General features: G+C 66.7%; 12 protein-coding genes. 4 read left to right on the top strand and 8 right to left on the bottom strand.

Annotated elements, in window-relative coordinates; all coding sequences use genetic code 11:
* Positions 1-29 precede the first annotated feature (29 nt).
* Positions 30-323, bottom strand: a complete 294-nt coding sequence (locus tag KF791_10340) for a co-chaperone GroES (GenBank protein ID MBX3732980.1) — start codon at positions 321-323, stop codon at positions 30-32.
* Between the two features lie 125 nt (positions 324-448).
* The gene (dnaK, locus tag KF791_10335) at positions 449-2,389 is read right to left on the bottom strand and encodes a molecular chaperone DnaK (GenBank protein ID MBX3732979.1); all 1,941 of its coding nucleotides are present in this window, start codon (positions 2,387-2,389) and stop codon (positions 449-451) included.
* Between the two features lie 279 nt (positions 2,390-2,668).
* On the opposite strand from dnaK, the gene KF791_10330 reads away from it, so the two are divergent.
* The 4 genes from KF791_10330 (at position 2,669) to ppk1 (ending at position 8,362) form a co-directional block, all read left to right on the top strand.
* A complete protein-coding gene (locus KF791_10330) occupies positions 2,669-3,610 on the top strand; it encodes an NAD(P)-dependent oxidoreductase (protein ID MBX3732978.1) in 942 nt (313 codons plus the stop codon).
* Between the two features lie 209 nt (positions 3,611-3,819).
* Positions 3,820-4,371 (top strand): Rieske 2Fe-2S domain-containing protein, encoded by a 552-nt coding sequence (locus KF791_10325; GenBank protein MBX3732977.1) that lies wholly within the window; start codon positions 3,820-3,822, stop codon positions 4,369-4,371.
* Positions 4,368-6,176: a cytochrome b N-terminal domain-containing protein gene (locus KF791_10320; GenBank protein ID MBX3732976.1), complete on the top strand. Its 1,809-nt coding sequence runs from the start codon at positions 4,368-4,370 to the stop codon at positions 6,174-6,176. Before KF791_10325 ends, KF791_10320 begins: the two co-directional genes overlap by 4 nt.
* Positions 6,177-6,211: 35 nt before the next feature.
* A complete protein-coding gene (gene ppk1, locus KF791_10315) occupies positions 6,212-8,362 on the top strand; it encodes a polyphosphate kinase 1 (protein MBX3732975.1) in 2,151 nt (716 codons plus the stop codon).
* A gap of 54 nt (positions 8,363-8,416) precedes the next feature.
* On the opposite strand, the gene KF791_10310 is transcribed toward ppk1, so the two are convergent.
* The 6 genes from KF791_10310 to KF791_10285 all read right to left on the bottom strand — a co-directional run bounded on the left by KF791_10310 (position 8,417) and on the right by KF791_10285 (position 17,063).
* Positions 8,417-9,160, bottom strand: a complete 744-nt coding sequence (locus tag KF791_10310; protein MBX3732974.1) for a sigma-70 family RNA polymerase sigma factor — start codon at positions 9,158-9,160, stop codon at positions 8,417-8,419.
* Positions 9,157-11,574 carry a serine/threonine protein kinase gene (locus KF791_10305; GenBank protein ID MBX3732973.1) on the bottom strand — a complete coding sequence of 806 codons (2,418 nt, stop codon included), beginning with the start codon at positions 11,572-11,574 and terminating at the stop codon, positions 9,157-9,159. The genes KF791_10310 and KF791_10305 overlap by 4 nt, the downstream gene beginning before the upstream one ends.
* 105 nt (positions 11,575-11,679) lie before the next feature.
* Complete coding sequence (locus tag KF791_10300; GenBank protein MBX3732972.1) at positions 11,680-13,332, bottom strand: hypothetical protein; 1,653 nt, start codon at positions 13,330-13,332, stop codon at positions 11,680-11,682.
* A gap of 152 nt (positions 13,333-13,484) precedes the next feature.
* Entirely contained in the window at positions 13,485-14,801 is a 1,317-nt protein-coding gene (locus KF791_10295; GenBank protein MBX3732971.1) for a Gfo/Idh/MocA family oxidoreductase, read from the bottom strand.
* Between the two features lie 47 nt (positions 14,802-14,848).
* Positions 14,849-16,012, bottom strand: coding sequence for a PQQ-binding-like beta-propeller repeat protein (locus KF791_10290; protein MBX3732970.1), 1,164 nt, complete (start codon positions 16,010-16,012; stop codon positions 14,849-14,851).
* 271 nt (positions 16,013-16,283) lie between these two features.
* A complete protein-coding gene (locus KF791_10285) occupies positions 16,284-17,063 on the bottom strand; it encodes a hypothetical protein (protein ID MBX3732969.1) in 780 nt (259 codons plus the stop codon).
* Positions 17,064-17,105 lie beyond the last annotated feature (42 nt).

The following is a 17,105-nucleotide window of genomic DNA, read 5'->3' as shown; positions in this document are numbered from 1 at the left end:
AGGTTGAGGTTTGAAAAGGTCCTGGGGACTTATTCGACGACGCCGATCAGGTCGTCCGAGCTGAAGATCTTGTATTCCTTGCCATCAATCTTGATTTCGGTGCCGCCGTACTTGGAGACCAGCACGCGGTCGCCGACCTTGACTTCGAAGGGGATCTTCTTGCCTTCGTCATCGGTCTTTCCGGTCCCGAGGGCCCGGACGAGACCCTCCGTGGGTTTCTCCTTGGCGGTATCGGGGATGATGATTCCGCCCTTTTTCACTTCCTTGTCTTCGACAAGCTCGACGAGCACGCGGTCGCCGAGGGGTTTCACGTTGAGTGCCATACTGTTGGTATCGCGATGTTATCTTATTGTGTTATCAGGTAATTAACTCCCGCCGCACCCGCGGACGGGAAAAGTGTGAGGACGCCGGCGTCCTGAACGGGCCTGGGAGCCCGGATCCGGGGGTGTCAGGACTTCTTTTCATCCACCACCTCCGCATCAATGATCGGGCCCTCGCCCTCCCTGGAGCCCGAGGCGGCGGCTTCCGGACCGCCTGCGGGACCGCCCGAGGCGTCGCCGCCGGCGGCACCCGCACCCGGCGGGTTGTCCTTGTACATCGCCGCCGTGGCGACCTGCAGGGACTCGTTGAGTTTGTCGAGCGCCACACGGATGGCGGCCGCGTCACTTCCCTTGAGGGCGTCGCGCACCGCCTGGGCCCCCTGGTCAACGCGAGCGCGTTCGGCCCCGAGCTTGTCGCCGCTGTCCTTGACCAGCTTCTCGGCGCGGTAGGCGGTGTTGTCGGCCTCGTTCCGAAGTTCGACCTCCTCTTTCCGCTGGCGGTCCTCGTCGGCGTGGGACTCCGCGTCACGCCGCAGGCGCTCGACCTCATCCTTCGACAGCCCCCCGGAGGCGGTGATGACGATCTTCTGCTGCTTGCCCGAGCCAAGATCCTTGGCGCTGACATTCAGGATGCCGTTGGCGTCAATGTCGAACGTCACCTCGATCTGGGGCACTCCGCGGGGCGCGGGGGGGATGTCGGAGAGCTGGAACCGGCCCAGGGACTTGTTGTCCTGTGCCATCGCGCGCTCACCCTGCAACACGTGGATTTCCACACCGGGCTGATTGTCGGTGGCGGTGGAAAAGATCTCCGACTTGCGGGTCGGGATCGTGGTGTTGCGGTCAATCAGTTTGGTGAAGACCCGCCCCATGGTTTCAATGCCCAGGGATAGCGGCGTGACATCGAGCAACAGCACGTCCTTGACGTCCCCCTTGAGCACCCCGCCCTGGATGGCGGCGCCCACGGCAACCACCTCGTCGGGGTTCACGCCCTGGTGGGGGGCCTTGTTCACCATGGAACGGGCCGTCTCCACGACCTTGGGCATCCGGGTCATCCCGCCGACCAGCACGAGCTCGTCAATCTGGTCGGCCGCAATTCCCGCGTCCTTCAGGCAGGCGCGGGTCGGGGTGATGGTCCGCTCGAACAACGATTCGCAAAGCTGCTCCATCCTGGCCCGTGTCAGCGACTTCTGGATGTGCTTGGGGCCGCTGGCGTCCGCGGTGATGAAGGGCAGGTTGATGTCATACTGCTGCGAGGAGCTCAGGGCGATTTTGGCCTTTTCCGCCTCTTCCTTGATGCGCTGGAGGGCGTCCGGCTGCTTGCGGAGATCCATCCCGGTATCCCGTTTGAACTCGTCCAGGATCCAGTCCATCAGCGCGTTGTCCCAGTCATCGCCGCCGAGGTGCGTGTCACCGTTGGTGGCCTTGACCTCGAAGACCCCGTCGCCGATTTCGAGCACGCTGATGTCGAAGGTGCCGCCGCCGAGGTCGTAGACGGCAATCTTCTCGTCCTTCTTCTTGTCGAGCCCGTAGGCCAGGGAGGCGGCGGTCGGCTCGTTGATGATCCGGAGGACCTCCAATCCGGCAATCCGCCCGGCATCCTTGGTGGCCTGGCGCTGCGCGTCGTTGAAGTAGGCGGGCACCGTGATGACCGCCTGGGTGATGGACTCCCCGAGACGGGTCTCCGCATCGGCCTTCAGCTTGGAAAGGATCATGGCGGAGACCTCCTGCGGACTGAACTGCCGGGGTTTGCCCTCCACCTCCACCTCCACCGCGACGTCTCCGTTCGCGGCACGCGCCACCTTGTACGGCACGCGCTTCAACTCCTCCTGCACCTCGTCGAACCGGCGCCCCATGAACCGCTTGATGGAGTACACCGTGTTGCGGGAGTTGGTGATCGCCTGGCGCTTGGCCGCGTCGCCCACCAGCCGTTCGCCATTCTTTGCGAACGCCACGACGGACGGCGTGGTCCGGCGCCCCTCGGAATTCTCGAGCACCAAGGGCTCGCCCCCTTCCATCACCGCCATGCAGGAATTCGTCGTTCCCAGATCGATCCCTAGAATTTTGCCCATAGTTTCTATCGGCCGCATCGCAAGCGGGGTGCCGATCGGGCGGCACGGGCGCTTTTCGACGGATTTTTCAGGAAATGCGGCCCTTCCTCGGCATGTCTGGCGCTCCGGGATCAGATCCGGATGTGTCACGCCACGCCGAAGATGTCACATTCGCAAGACGCCTTTGGCACTGGCGCCGCAGTGGGGGCGTCCCGGGAATCGAATCTGGGCGTGCAAAGAAGTCCGGCTTCGCCATCATGCGCCGGTCAACCGCAATTCTTTATTTTCCTACTTCAAACCATGAGTCAACGCATTGCAGTGGTGGGGGTCGGCCGCATGGGAGCCAATATGGCCCGTCGGCTGGCCGAGAGTGGATTCCAGGTCACCGCCGTTTACGACGCGCGGCCGGCGGCGGCGGCGGCAATTGCCAGTGAGCTCGGCTGCACCGCTGCGGCCAGCCTCGCGGAGGTGACCTCGCTGGCGGACGTCATCTTCACGGTGGTCACCGACGACAAGGCCATGGACCGGGTGTTTGCGACCCGGGGCGACAGTCTGCTCACCGGGGCGCGGGGGCGGACCTTCATCAACTGTGCGACGATCACGCCCGCGGTGCACGTCGAGGTCCGCAAGCGGGCCCGGAAGGCGAAGGCGGAAAGCCTGGAGGCCTGCATGGCGTCGAGCATCACCCAGGCCCGCAATGGGACGCTCTACCTGATGATCGGTGGCGACCGCGCGGTGTTTGAGCGGGTGGAACCTTTGCTGCGCACGCTGGCCGACGACGGAAAGCTGCTCCGCTACATCGGGCCGACCGGCACGGCGGCCCAGGTGAAGGCCCTGGTCAACATGGTGATGAACATCAACACGGCCGGCCTGGCGGAAGGGCTCGGCCTTGGGGCGGCCCTCGGTCTGGACCTGAAGGTGCTGATGGAGGTGTTTTCCCAGACCGGGGCCAACAGCCGGGTCCTGGCCACCGACGGCGAGGACATGGTCAACCGCGACCATTCCTGCTTTTTCAGCGCCGCCCATGCGGCCAAGGACAGTGGCATCGCCCTTCGTCTGGCCAAAGGGGCGGGATTGAAGACCCCGCTTGCCGCAGCCGCTCATTCGCAGTTCCGCCGCATGGTCGCCGCGGGTCTCGGGGAACTCGACAAGTCCGGGATTGCGGAACTGACGTTCAAGGGGCGCGGTCCCCGCACCCGCAAGGCACCGCCGCGCAAGCGCCCTGCCCGGCCGCGCCGCTAGTCCGGCCGGCGACGTGGCGTGATGCAACCGTCGCCCTCCCGGGGGGGGGAAGGCCGGGTGCCGTCCTCTGGAAAGGGTGTCCGATGCCGTCCTGGGCTTGACGGTCCGCTGCGGGTGCCCAGGCAAGCCCCTCAACGGGACGGACGGCGCCCGGTTCCGGGAATTCCACGCTCGCCTGACCTGCGGCCGCCGGGTTTTCATCGTCCGTCATGTCCAATGCGGTGGATTCAACGGGCGGAACGCGCCGGTCCTTCGTCAAGGAAGCCCTCGCGCTGGTGATCGGAGGCCTGGCGACCCTGGTGCCGGTCGCCGCGGGATTATGGGTCTGGCTCGACCCGCTGCGCCGGCGCGGCGATGCCCGGGGTGCCGGATTCCGGCGGATCGCGTCCCTGACAGCGCTGCCGGCCGACGGGACACCGCGGAGGTTCACCGTGCTGGCCGACCGTGTGGATGCCTGGACCCGGATGCCGGCCGTTCCGGTCGGTGCTGTTTATCTCCGACGGACGGGCGAACGGGAGGTGGAGGCGCTCCAGACGGTTTGCCCCCATGCCGGATGCTTCGTGGATTACCGGCCGGAGGCCCGGGATTTCCTGTGTCCCTGTCACAACAGCACGTTCGCCATTGACGGGGCGATCAACGACCCCAGAAGCCCGAGTCCGCGGCCGATGGACACCCTCCCCGTCGAGATCCGCGGGGAGGAGGTGTGGGTCCGTTACGAGAATTTCCAGGCCGGCCAGAGCGAGAAGCGGGTGTTGGCATGAAGCCACTTCTGGACTGGGTGGATTCGCGGACCGGGCTGCGGCGTCTGGTCCATGAGGTGCTGTTCGAGAACATCCCGGGAGGTGCGCGGTGGCGGTATGTCTGGGGCAGTGCCCTCACGTTCTGCCTGCTCATTCAGTTCATCACCGGCGCCTTCCTCTGGTCGGCCTACAGCCCGGGGTCCCTGACCGCCTGGGAATCCGTCTATTACATCCAGCATGAAATGACGGGTGGATGGTTCCTGCGGGGGCTTCACCACTTCACCGCGCAGATCATGGTGGTGCTCCTGGTGCTGCACCTGATGCAAGTGGTGATTGACGGGGCGTATCATGCGCCGCGCGAGGTGAATTTCTGGTTCGGACTCGGGCTTCTCCTGCTCACTCTGGCTCTGGCGCTTACGGGATACCTGCTGCCCTGGGACCAGAAGGGCTATTGGGCGACGAAGGTGGCGACCAACATTGCCGCGGTGACGCCGTTGTTCGGGGACCAGATTCAGCGCCTGATCGTCGGCGGGGCCGACTACGGGAACCTGACGCTCACCCGCTTTTTTGCGCTCCATGCCGGATTCCTTCCGGCGGGAGTCGTCCTCCTGATCGTCGGCCATATCGCCCTGTTCCGCCGGCACGGCGTGACGGCACGGCGCCCGCTGCGGCGTCCGGACGCTCCCTTCTGGCCCGACCAGGTATTGATGGATGCCGTCGCCGCGCTGGCCGTGCTGGCGACTGTTGTGTTCCTGACCCTGGCCTTCCACGGGGCCGAGCTTTCGGCGCCGGCGGATCCCAGCGAGCCGTTTCCCGCGGCGCGGCCGGAGTGGTACTTTCTCTTCCTCTTCGAGTTCCTGAAGTACTTCCCGGGCCACACCGAGGTCTGGGGTGCCATTGTCATCCCGACCCTCGCGTTGCTGATCCTGGCCGCGATGCCCCTGATCGGCCGATGGCGGCTGGGTCACCGGTTCAATCTCGCCTTTCTGGCATCCATCGGAATTGGGGCACTGTTGCTGACCCTCCAGGCCCGCCGGCAGGATCTCGCCGATCCCACCTTTCTTGCCGCCCGGGAACAGGCTTCACGGGATGCGCGTCGCGTCGTCGAGCTCGCCCAGGCCGCCGGAGGCATTCCACCGACGGGCGCCGTGACGCTGCTTCGCGAGGATCCCCTCACACAGGGTCCGCGACTTTTCGCCCAAAATTGCGCCAGTTGTCATCGCTTCGGCGGCCACGACGGGCTGGGAAACGCGGTCGCCGATGCGCCAAGTGCCCCGGACCTCAAGGGCTTCGGATCCCGCACGTGGCTTTCGGGATTGCTGGACCCCGACCGTGTGGACGGACCCGACTACTATGGCGGCACGAAGTTTCGCGAGGGGAAGATGGTCCGGTTTGTGAAGCAGAAGGTGGCCCGGTACGACGCGGAACAGCGGGCCGGCCTGGTCCAGGTGATTGCCGCGGTCAGCGCCGAGGCCGGGCTGCCGCTTCAGGCGTCTGATGATCTTCGGGACGCCGGGTTGATTGAGGAAGGGCGCCGGTTGGTCCGTTCCGAGTTCGGTTGCACCGACTGCCACGCCTTCCGCGAACCCGATGAGGATGCCACCGCCCCGGACCTGACCGGATGGGGCTCCCGGGAGTGGATCATCGGCATCATCGCTGACCCGGGCCACGAGCGATTTTACGGGCGGCGCAACGACCGGATGCCCGCGTTCTTGTCCACCGGCCAACTGGACGAGAGGTCCATCGGGTTGCTCGCCGACTGGCTGCGCGAGGACTGGTACCGGCCCGGTTCGCCCGTCACCACCTCCGGAGCGGTCCGCAACTGAACGCCCCCCCCGGCCCCCCGCCCCCGGACCACTCCATGTCCACTCGTCATCCGGCAATCCCCCGCAAACCGAGACGCCGGTACTTCAACCGGGACCTCAGCTGGCTGGAATTCAATCAACGAGTCCTCGACGAGGCCCTGGCGCCGGACACCCCGCTGCTCGAGCGGGTGAAGTTTTTCTGCATCTTCAACTCGAATCTCGACGAGTTTTTCGAGGTGCGGGTTGCCGGACTGATGGAAGCCCGTCAGGCGGGGGTTCGGGAGCGGACTCCAGACGGGCTGGATGCCTCCGAAACGCTGACGGCCATTCGACGCCGGGTGCTGGGTCTGGTGGGCGATGCGTACCGTTGCTGGCGCAAAGAACTGGTGCCGGCGCTCGAACGGCACGGCATCGGTTTCCTGGATCCGGACGCCCTCGCCGCGGACGCCGCCGCCTGGCTCGCCGATTACTACCGCGAGAAGGTGTCACCGGTGCTGACCCCGCTGGCGTTGGATCCCGCGCATCCCTTTCCGCAACTGCTCAACAAATCGCTGAATCTCATCGTCCGGCTGCATGGGCCGCACCGGGGGCAGCTCCGGCAGTCCCTCGCCGTGGTGCAGGTGCCCCGCGGGCTCCCGCGGCTGGTGCAGGTGCCGGCGCAACCGGGCCGCCAGTGCTACATCTTCCTCCACCAGCTGATCAGCAGGTTCCTCGGGGACCTGTTTCCCGGGATGACGCTGGAGGGATGCTGGACCTTCCGGGTGACGCGCAACAGCGAGCTCTACATTGACGAGGAGGAAGTGCCGAACCTGCTCCGGGCGGTGGAGCATGAACTCGACAAAAGGAAGCGCGGCGCTGCGGTACGGCTGGAGGTCTCGGCGGACTGTCCCGCCGATGTCACCGCCGACCTCCTGGCCCATGTGGGCCTGACGCCCGAGGAACTTTACGTCGTGGACGGCCCGGTCAATCCCACGCGGCTGATGGCCATCGTCGAGGACGCCCATGCACCCGAGTTGCGGGACCCCCCGTTTCACGCGCCGGTAGCCGCGGCGTTGCGCGGGAAGCAGGACCTCTTTGCCGCAATCCAGGAACGGGACATCCTTTTCCACCATCCCTACGACAGCTTTGGGTCGGTGGTGACGTTTCTCGAGCAGGCCGCCGAGGACCCGAAGGTGCTGGCGATCAAGCAGACCTTGTATCGAACCGGTGGCGATCCCCGGATCGTCGGGGCCCTCATGAATGCGGTGAAGAACGGCAAGCAGGTCACCGCGGTCGTGGAGCTCAAGGCCCGCTTTGATGAGGCCAACAACATCCGTTGGTCCCGGGCTTTGGAAGAGGCCGGGGTGCATGTGATCTACGGCGTTGTCGGATACAAGATCCACTGCAAGGTCGCCCTCGTCGTCCGGGCCGATGACGATGGCATCCGCCGCTACGTCCACCTCGGCACGGGGAACTACAATCCCGCCACCGCCAGGCTTTACACCGACATCGGACTGCTGACCTGCCGTCCGGAGTTCGGGGAGGACGCAACCGACCTCTTCAACCTGATCACCGGGATCTGCCGTCCACAGCCGTCACGCCGGCTGTTGCTGGCGCCGTTCGACATGCTCGACCGCATCCTGGCCCTGATCCACCGCGAGGCGGCGCACGCCCGGGCGGGCCTTCCGGCGCGGATTGTGGCCAAAATGAACGCCCTGGTGGAAACACCGGTGATTGACGCCCTGTATGAAGCCTCGGCTGCCGGTGTGGAGATTGACCTCATCATCCGGGGCATCTGCTGTCTGCGACCGGGCGTGCGCGGCCTGAGCGAGCGGATCCGTGTCCGGAGCATCGTGGACCGGTTCCTCGAGCATGCGCGGATCTGGTCGTTCGACAACGCGCACCAGCCCGAGGTCTATGTGGGGAGCGCCGACTGGATGCCCCGCAACCTGCACCGGCGCATCGAGGCGGTGTTCCCGATCGAGGATGGTCGCCTGCGCGAGCGACTCACCGGCGACATCCTGGCCACCGAGTTGGCCGACAACACCAAGGCGCGACATCTGATGCCCAACGGCACCTATCAGATTCCGGCCCGCCAGGCGTCCGCCCCCCTCCGCCGGGCCCAGGTGGAGTTCATCGAAAAGGTCCTGGAGCTTCGGCGCCAGGAGGTCTCCCGCCGGCGGGTCCGCGACGGCAAGCTGGTGCCGAGAACGAGCCCGGACACCTGAGCCGGGCCCCGCCGGGGTCCCAGGCTACCCCCACCGCGGAGATGCCGTCTCCGGCTATCCTGCGAGGGCCGCCAGGAGCGATCGCAACTCCTCGTCCACCATCGAAGGGTCCGCGAGGGTCCCCGCGAGCTCCTCACGCAGCAGATCCCGGTAGCGCCGGCGGAGGCGGTGAACCGCCACACGCATCGTGCCCTCCTCCATGCCCAGCGCCCGGGCCGCGTCGGCATAAGTCCGGCTCTCCGCGCCCAACGTCAGAAACCCCTTTGTGTGCTCGAAGAGGCGTCCGTTGCCGGCGGCGGCGCACTCGACGGAGAGACGCGCGATCACCTGTCCGAGCACGGCCAAGGCCCATTCGCGATCAAAGAGGTGGTCCGGTCCGGCAGGGTCGGCGGGCTCCAGATGGTAACGGCCGTCGGCGTCCTCCCAGTCCAGGGACAGGTGCACAGCGCCGCCGCCACGCTTCTGGCGTTGGGATCGGTCCCATTGATTGGCGAGAAAATGCTTCAGCGCCGCGAGCAGGAAGGCCCGGAACCGCCCGTGCGCTGCGGCAAGGCCCTCCAGCGGGTTCGTTTCCAGGAGGCGCGCAAAGAACGCCTGGGTCAGGTCCTCGGCATCTTCCCGGGACCGACCCTGCCGCCGGACGTACGCGTAGAGCGGATACCAATATTGCCGGCACAGTTCCGCGAGGGCGCGCGCGGAATCGGGCGACGAGCGACGCCCGGCGGACAACACCACCGACCAGCGGGTGGTGACAAACACCGTGTTTTCCGGTGAGGCGGATCCGGCACCCGAGCTCATGGCGATCTCGAGACTTTTGGCAGGGTGGCCGGAGTCGGGTTCCAGTGTCCGGTTTCGACGCGCTTGAACTGGAGGGTTATCTCCGATCGCCCCTCCTCGATCTGCCGGAACCGCAGGATCCCGGATCCTCCCTCACGCGTGCGGTACACGAAGGTCCGGAAGCCGTGACCTCCCGACACCGGGGAGAGCGTTCGGGGTCGGAAGGTGCCGCGGGCATGCCGGTCGGCGACGTCCTGCGGTGCGAGGGTGTCCCATTCGGAATCCGGCACCGCGGCGAAGGTCATATCCAGGACCTGCAACTCCCCCACGCCCGCCGCGGCGTCAAAGCCGTTCTCCTGGGCCCAAAGAATGTTCTCTCCGATGCCGGCGAAGGGGTTGTCACCCGGCTTTGAGGGGGGGAACGTTCCGGTTCGGCCGGTTTCGAAATCAATCAGTTCATCAAAGGTGCGTTCGATGGTCTCGGAAAACGACAGCGGTTCCGGCGCGGGCAGGGGTGAAGACGGCACCAGCGCCAGATCACGAAACACGAACCATGTCACCGGCCGCACCTGCACCTCGAATGCCTTCACCGTCGTCAGCGGCACGTCGGCGAATGAGAAGGTCCACACTTCGGACGATTCCGAGGGCGTCCCATTCCCGCTGGTGAAATCGTGGGCCACACCGTTGGTCGTCACGGCCACCACCCGGGTGCGCCAGTTGGGATTGCGCGTGCCGAGGATCAGGGTGACCTGCGCCGATCCGGAATGATCCGACGCCCGGTGCACGAACGACTGCCAGGTGGGATCGCCCGGATGCCGGATCTGGGTGGAATTCTGATCCTGCGCGTCGTACGTCGCCACAACCCTCCACGGATCCAGGTCAAAGCCGACCCGGAGGGACATCCGCTTCAGTCCGGGCGGCAGCGCGGCCCGGACCGGCCACGCACCCGGCAGCGGATGGCCGCCGTCGAACACCTCGCCGCCACCGGTCCAGCTGACGCCGGGGCCAAAGTCCAGATGCGGGCCTGAGGCGCCGTCGGGCAGGTCCTGAAACCGGACCACGAAATCCTTCAGCGTCACGGGCGCGTCGTGCGTGATCGTGCCGATCGCGCCCGGACGGAGGGCGGCGTTCGTCAGCGGACGCCCGTCCGGTGTCCACCAGGCATTGGGTGCTGCGCCTGCGTCGGAGATGGCGACCACCTCCACGATGCCGCCACCGGGGATGCGGGCTGTTGGACGCCCCGTCGCCGGATCCCTTTCGGCCCGGATTTCGGTGGCCGCCCGCGAGAGGCCTCCGCGCAAACGAGCATCAAGAACGGTGGTCTTCAGAAAAAAGCTGCCGGTCACCAGCCCGACGAGGCCGATGAGGCCGGCAAGGATCAGGTGGTGCCGGCGTTGGGTCCATCGCGGGAAATGTCCCCCGCGTGCCCCGGAGGTCGTCGCCGATGGGGTTGCCTCCGGGGTGGCTTCGGTTGGCGTCTCCTGGATGGAGGAAAGGCGGGTTTTCACCTCGCCAGCCTGTTGATAGCGGCGCTGCGGATCGTTCTCCAGCGCGCGCAGCACAACCTCGTCGAGCCGCACATCCACGGCGACCTTCCGCGACGGCGGCGGAAATCGCCCGATGGGCAGGTCGCCCGTGAGCATCTCGTAGAAGACCACCCCCAGCGAATAGATGTCGGCGCGGTGATCCACGGTCAGCGGACGCTCGATCTGTTCGGGAGCCATGTAGTGTGGCGTCCCCATCACCTGGCCATCCGCCGTCAATCGCAGCGCGTCGGGGTCCACCCCCAGGATTTTCGCCAGGCCGAAGTCCGCGATTTTCACCCGCCCCCTGCGGTCCACCAGCACGTTCTCGGGCTTGATGTCGCGGTGGACCACGCCTTCATCGTGGGCGTACTGGAGCGCATCGCAGATCTGGGGGATGATCTGAAGGGCCTCGCGGGGCGGCAGCCGGCCGGCCTGCTCGAGCCGGCGGAGGTTCGTGCCGTCCACGAACTCCATGATGAAGAAGTACAACCCTCCCGCCTGCCCAAATTCATGGACGGCAACAATGTTCGGATGGCTGAGCCGCGCCAGCGCACGGGCCTCGCGATTGAACCGTTCGGAGAGGTTGGCGCCGTCGGTGCCGCCCTTGGGCAGGAGCTTCAGGGCCACCAGGCGGTCCAGAGCCGGCTGGCGGGCCTTGTAGACGGCACCCATGCCGCCCGCCCCGAGCAGTCCGATGATCTCGAGTGCCGGAAACAGGGCCGCCACCGCCTCCACGGATGGCGGCTCAAACCGCGGCCCCGGTCCTCCGGAGAGCGTTTGCGCCCCGCCAGCGAGCAGGCAGCGTGGGCATAATCCCGCGGGTGAGCCCGCAGGCACGGGTTGCTTGCAGCTGGGGCAGACGGGTCCGGGAGGCTTCACGGAGTCGCTTGGTGGAATGTGGCCGTTCACTTCAATGGCCTCCAGAAGCGTTTTCGGCCGGTCGTTACATCAAAATCGCTTTGCAAACCGGAAGATCATCCGGGCAGACGAGGGAAGTCGCGGACATGGATGTCTTCACGGCCTATTTGGAACCGTGTGCAGGGGACGCCCAAGTCCGACGTACCCGACCGCCGCGTCCATCGGGGTCACAAGGAACCGGAATCCCAGAGTTTCCCCGGACATCCGGTCGGTGGTGAGCCACGGGCCGCCGGGCGCCACAGCCTGCAGAGGCACCCCTCCCGTCCATGCCGCGGGCCAGACCGTCATGAGACCCTCACGGTGGATCAGGTATCGGAGGGTCGGAGTCGCCGCCTCGGGGATTTCTGTTCCCGGCAGGGGGCCGGCCGGATGATGGATGCGCACCGCTTCCAGCGGTGGCGGGTTTGCCGCGTCCAGTGCCTCCAGCTCCAGGACGTGCGGTCCGTCGGTCAGGTCGTGCACCAGGTTGACCCAGGTCTCCAACGGCAACGCCCGCAACGGCGGAGGTTCGTAGACGTCAACGCCAAGCATCCGGGCCGTCCAGGAGATCCGGGCACCCACCTGATTCGCCGGGGGCAGCACTATGAAGTTCCAATCACTGGGTTCGATCACAACCCGCCCGGAGTCTGAAACGAAGCGTTCTGTCGAGGTGCCCTCACCGTCCGCGCCCGTCACGCTTCCTTCGACCCGGAACCGGAATCGGCGGCGGTCCACGGGGTCCGCTTCCGTCACCGTCAGACTCCACTCTTCAGCGACCAGGGGTCCCAAGGAGGCGACCCGAAGCAGGGCTGGACGGGTGTCGGTTTCGCCAATCCAGGTCGAGGTGCGGGAGTGCCCCGTGCCCGACGGCCATTGCGACGGTGGCCGGCCGTCCACCAGCACGCGGCACGGGCCGCCGTCGCCGCCGGCTGCCAGCAGGTCCACGCGGTTGCCGGTAAACGGCAGCCGCAGGCGCCCCTGAATCCAGTCAAGGCCCCCGGTTCCGACCGGATGGGTTCGGACTCTGCCGTTGTTGAATGGATCGAGCGGCGGTTGCATCGGACGCGCCTCCAGGTAGGGCAGTACGATCGCCTTCAGCAGATCACTGCCCCTGAGATTCAGGTGGATGTGGTCCGACAGCAGATCCTGCGGCATCAACCCCTGGTCCCGGAGGTAACGCTTCCATGCGGACCGATTGTCGGGGTTGCAGAACCCCAGGTCCCGGGACAGGGCGGGGATCCGGACGTAGTTGACCCACGCCGGGCCGTGCAAGGAGGGAAACGTTTCGAAGTCAATCGCTGCGGAATTCATGGGTTCATCGAGTTCCCAGGGTGCCACCGGGTGGTTGCCCAGGAGGAGGACGTCCGCAGTGGTCCGTGTTCGAAACGCGCGAAGCAGCTGCTCCCAGCTCTGGCCGGGCAGGTAGGGGCCGTAGCAGTGAAAGAGGATCAAGTCCGGGAGCAGCGGATAAACATCCGCCTCGGCCGTCCGGATCAGGGAGTCGGCATTGAATGAGCTGATGGCCTGGAGATGCACTTGCACCTCGGCGTGCGGAAATCGCCGGGGAAGCTCCCGCATCAGCTCCCACGCCCACTCTTGGCGGGAGATGGACTGCCCGTAAATCACCACGCGCACCGTGGGCCGCCGGCCGGAGGGGGCCGGGGAAAACAGCGTGAGCGTCCGCTGCATTGCCAGGGTCTCGGAGATGTTTACGAGGCCGACGGGCGGCGCCTCCGCGGCGATCGGGAGGGCCAGCAACCCTCCGGCCACGACACTCAGCCACCTGAACCCCTTCCACTCCGACCCAGCGCGCAACACCGCCAGCAAGCCTATCCGGCTGAAGCCCGGCGGCAAGACACCGGAATCCGGTGTGGTGGCCGTCCGAGGGGTGGAATCCGACCGTGGCCGTGACGGGCCCGCCGTCACGCCTGGGGATAGATCCAGGGGGCCCGATAGGGTCGGCTCATCAGGGCCGCGGCCTCCGGATCACCGATGATTTGTTCCCTCGATCCGTCCCACTGGAGCGCTCTCCCGGTCCGCAGGGAAATCATGCCCAGCATCGGCAGCACTGAGGACCGGTGGGCCGACTCGATGCCCGACACCGGTTCCCTGCCGTGCTCGATCGCCTCAAGGAAATCCGTCCACAACAGGGCCAGGTTGTGGCCGTCAGGTTCCTGCAGTTGCGGGTCCTCGTGGTGCGACGTGCCGGAATCCCCCGACGGATAAAACGTCCAGCCATCGCGCCAACCGATGTGCAGGGTTCCGCGGGAGCCGTAGAAGTACGCGCCGATCGGATGCCGCTCGGCGCCATTTTGCGCAAACTTCCGGTGTTCCCACACGCAGGTGAACGTCTCGAATTCGTAGACCGCCACCTGGTGGTCCGGTGCATCGGTGGTCTGTTCCCGCTCCGTGAGGACCGGTGGTCCCGCCACCGGCCGTCCGCCGGTCGAGAAAATCCGCTTTGGGTATTCCCCGCCGTTCCACCACAGGACCTGGTCCAGCCAGTGGACCCCCCAATCACCCAGCTGGCCGTTGGCATAGTCGAGAAAGTTGCGCCAGCCCCCCGGGTGAATCCGGGAGTTGAACGGCCGGGATGGGGCGGGGCCGCACCACAGGTCCCAGTCCATCCCCTCGGGCGGCGGTCCGTTGATCGAGGGCTTCTCCGGCCCCCCGCCGCCGTGCGCGAACAGGCGGACCATCCCCACGGTGCCCACCGCGCCCGACTTCAGGAACTTCATCGCGCTCACGTGGTGCGGCCCGATGCGGCGGTGCAGCCCCACCTGGACCTTGCGGCCGCTGTCCCGGGCCGCGTGCCACATCGCGCGACTTTCGTTCACGGTGTGACCCGTCGGCTTCTCCACGAAGACGTGGGCCCCGGCGCGAAGCGCGGCGATCGCCTGCAGGGCGTGCCAGTGATCCGGGGTCGCAATCAACACCACGTCGGGGGCGGCCTTCGCCAGGAGGTCCCGGTAGTCGGCAAACGTCCTCGGGGAATCTCCGTTCAGGTCGTTCACCTGCTCCGCGGTGACTTCGCGGGCCTGTTCATCCACGTCACACAGGCCGACGACGGTCACCCGGCGGCTTGCCATCGCCTCCTTCAGGATGTTGCGTCCCCACCAGCCACAGCCGATCAGCGCGATGCGGTAGGTGCGGTCGGCAGGTTGGGGCCGCACCCACGGGGCCGCCGCGAACGCAACACCGGCCAGCCCGGCACCGCGCAGGAAGGTTCTTCGCCTCAGGGGAAGAGATTGCATGGGTCGAGGGACGTTTTCGCGCCGGCGCGGATTCAGCGGGCCTGAAGGTCGAGGCAAACCACGTCCCCGCGGGAGTTTCGGCAGTACACGCGGCCGTTCGCCAGCACGGGCGCCGTCCACGTCTTGCCGCCGAGCACCTGGGATCGGGACACGGGTTCAAAGCCGTCGGGTGTCGCCGGCGCGACCATCAGCTCCCCGGTGCCCCCCAATGCCAGGATCCTCCCCCCGGCGATGATCAGGCCACCCGATCCGAACCCTCCCTGGGACCACAATTCCGCTCCGGTCGCCGCCTCCACGCACTTCAGTGCCGCCTTCTCCGTGGTGTCCCCGTCCACGCCGTAGAGATGCCCACCCAACAGCACCGCGGCATTCATCTGGGTCCGGAGCACTTTGCTTTTCCAGACCTGCACGGGCTCCCCCGGCCCAAGCCGGTACAGCGCGGCCCCCTTGCCGTAACCCGAGGACAGAAACAGGTGGTCGCCATCCACGATTGGGTCTGCGGCGTTCACCCCGTACTCCGTAAGCCATCGCAGGCTCCATGTCGGCGAGCCATCCCGGAGCCGAACTGCCAGATAGGATTGTCCCGTCGAGAACAGGCCGAGAGTCTCGGAACCGCGCCCGACCGGAAGGGGCGTCGAATATCCCGCGCTGCGCGTTCCCGATCGCCAGGCGACCGCCCCAGTCTCACGCTCCAGCGCCAGCCCGCCATCACCGACGTTCAGGTACACCCGTTCGCCCAGCACGAGCGGGGCGCCGCCAAATCCCCAGTCGGGAATCCGCGCCCCGGTTTCCGTGACAACTTGCAGCGTCCAGAGCACCGTTCCAGTCGCGGCGTCCAGACAGAAGACATCCCCCCACCGGCTCAAGGTGAAAAGGCGGCCCGCGTCCAGCGTCGGGGTGCCGGTGGTACCGCCGTCAAAGAACTTGTCTCCAAGCGCCGCCGGATAGGCATGTCGCCAGAGTTCCCGACCGGTTGCCGCATCCAGGCAGAAGATGGTGTCCTGTTCCTCTGCATGGCCCATCGTGTACGCACGTCCCTCGCCCACGACGAACGAAGAAAACCCGAGCCCGACGCGGGCCTTCCAGGCCACGCGGGGGCCGTCGTCCGGCCAGCGGTCGCTCCAGCCGGATTCTGCGGAAATCCCGTTGCGTGTGGGGCCCCGCCAGTGCGTCCAGTCGTCCGCCCGAAGGGGCATCACTGCGAGAAGGGCCAGGCCGGCCACCCGGGCCGATTGCTTCCAAACGGTCATGACCCAACGAACGCCGGAGGGAGCGGCAAAGTCAACCCGGGGTGCCCTCACGGCCTTCGAAGCGGGAATGGATCAACGACGCCTGCGCGCGCCGCATCGAGGCGGCGGTCCTGGCCTTCGATGCGAACCTTACCAACATCCCGAATCTTGTGGTGCGGTCCTCCCTGCACGCGTTGCACGGACCCTGGGGCCGTTCCGCGGCGCGGTCTTCGACCGCTCACTGGCACCCCAGGATCCATCCCTCCACGCGGGCTGTTTCACGCTCCTGGGCCGTCAGGCGCGGTGCAAACGCCGCCGTGAGTGTGCCGTCGGCCGCGGACTGCTGCATCCAACGGGCCACCGACCACGCGTCGTGTTCGTGCGCGTTACGCCCGGCGCCCGCGGCTTCCTGGTTGCAAAGTGCCGGATAGACCTCGGCGATCACCGAACACCCCGGACGTGGGATCCACCCGTCGAACGGCCAGAAGAAGCACCGCCCACCGAGCTCGCGTCGCAGGTGCCGCAGCCAGGGGAGGCCCGCGTGGGTGGATTTTGCGACGCTCCCGGGCACATCGAAGTGAAACACCGATTTGGCTCGGGAGCGCACCTCCGATAGCCGCCGCCAACGCGCATCGCCCCGCCGTTCGAGACCCGACCCCGCCCGACCCCGACGCACCGCCTCGACCGTGACGTCCGCTTCATCCGTCGGCCAGTGCGCCTGAAAATCGTCAAGGAACCGCGACCAGTCCGCCGCCAGGCCGTGGGTCTCGAAGTACCGGACCGGGAACGAGAACCCATGATCCACGCCGACCAGCATCGGGCCCCTGCTGCGCAATGTCTCCACCAACCACGCAGCCACATCGCGTCGCGTCCAATACCGCGCGATCCCCCCGGGCGGCAGCATCCGCCCGGGAGCCGCGTCCCCCGTCGCCACGTACAGGCTCAGCCCTGGCAGCGGACTGAGCGCCGTGCCGGCACCGGAATAGTCGAGCCCGATGTAGGTGTGAAAGGGTCCCATGGCCTTCCGATTGGAGCCCGATTCATTCCCCGGATTTCAGCA

It is taken from the genome of Verrucomicrobiia bacterium, from assembly GCA_019634635.1.
GTDB lineage: Bacteria > Verrucomicrobiota > Verrucomicrobiia > Limisphaerales > UBA9464 > UBA9464.
Note: the sequence above shows the minus strand (reverse complement) of the source record. Positions and strands in the feature narration are given on the sequence as shown.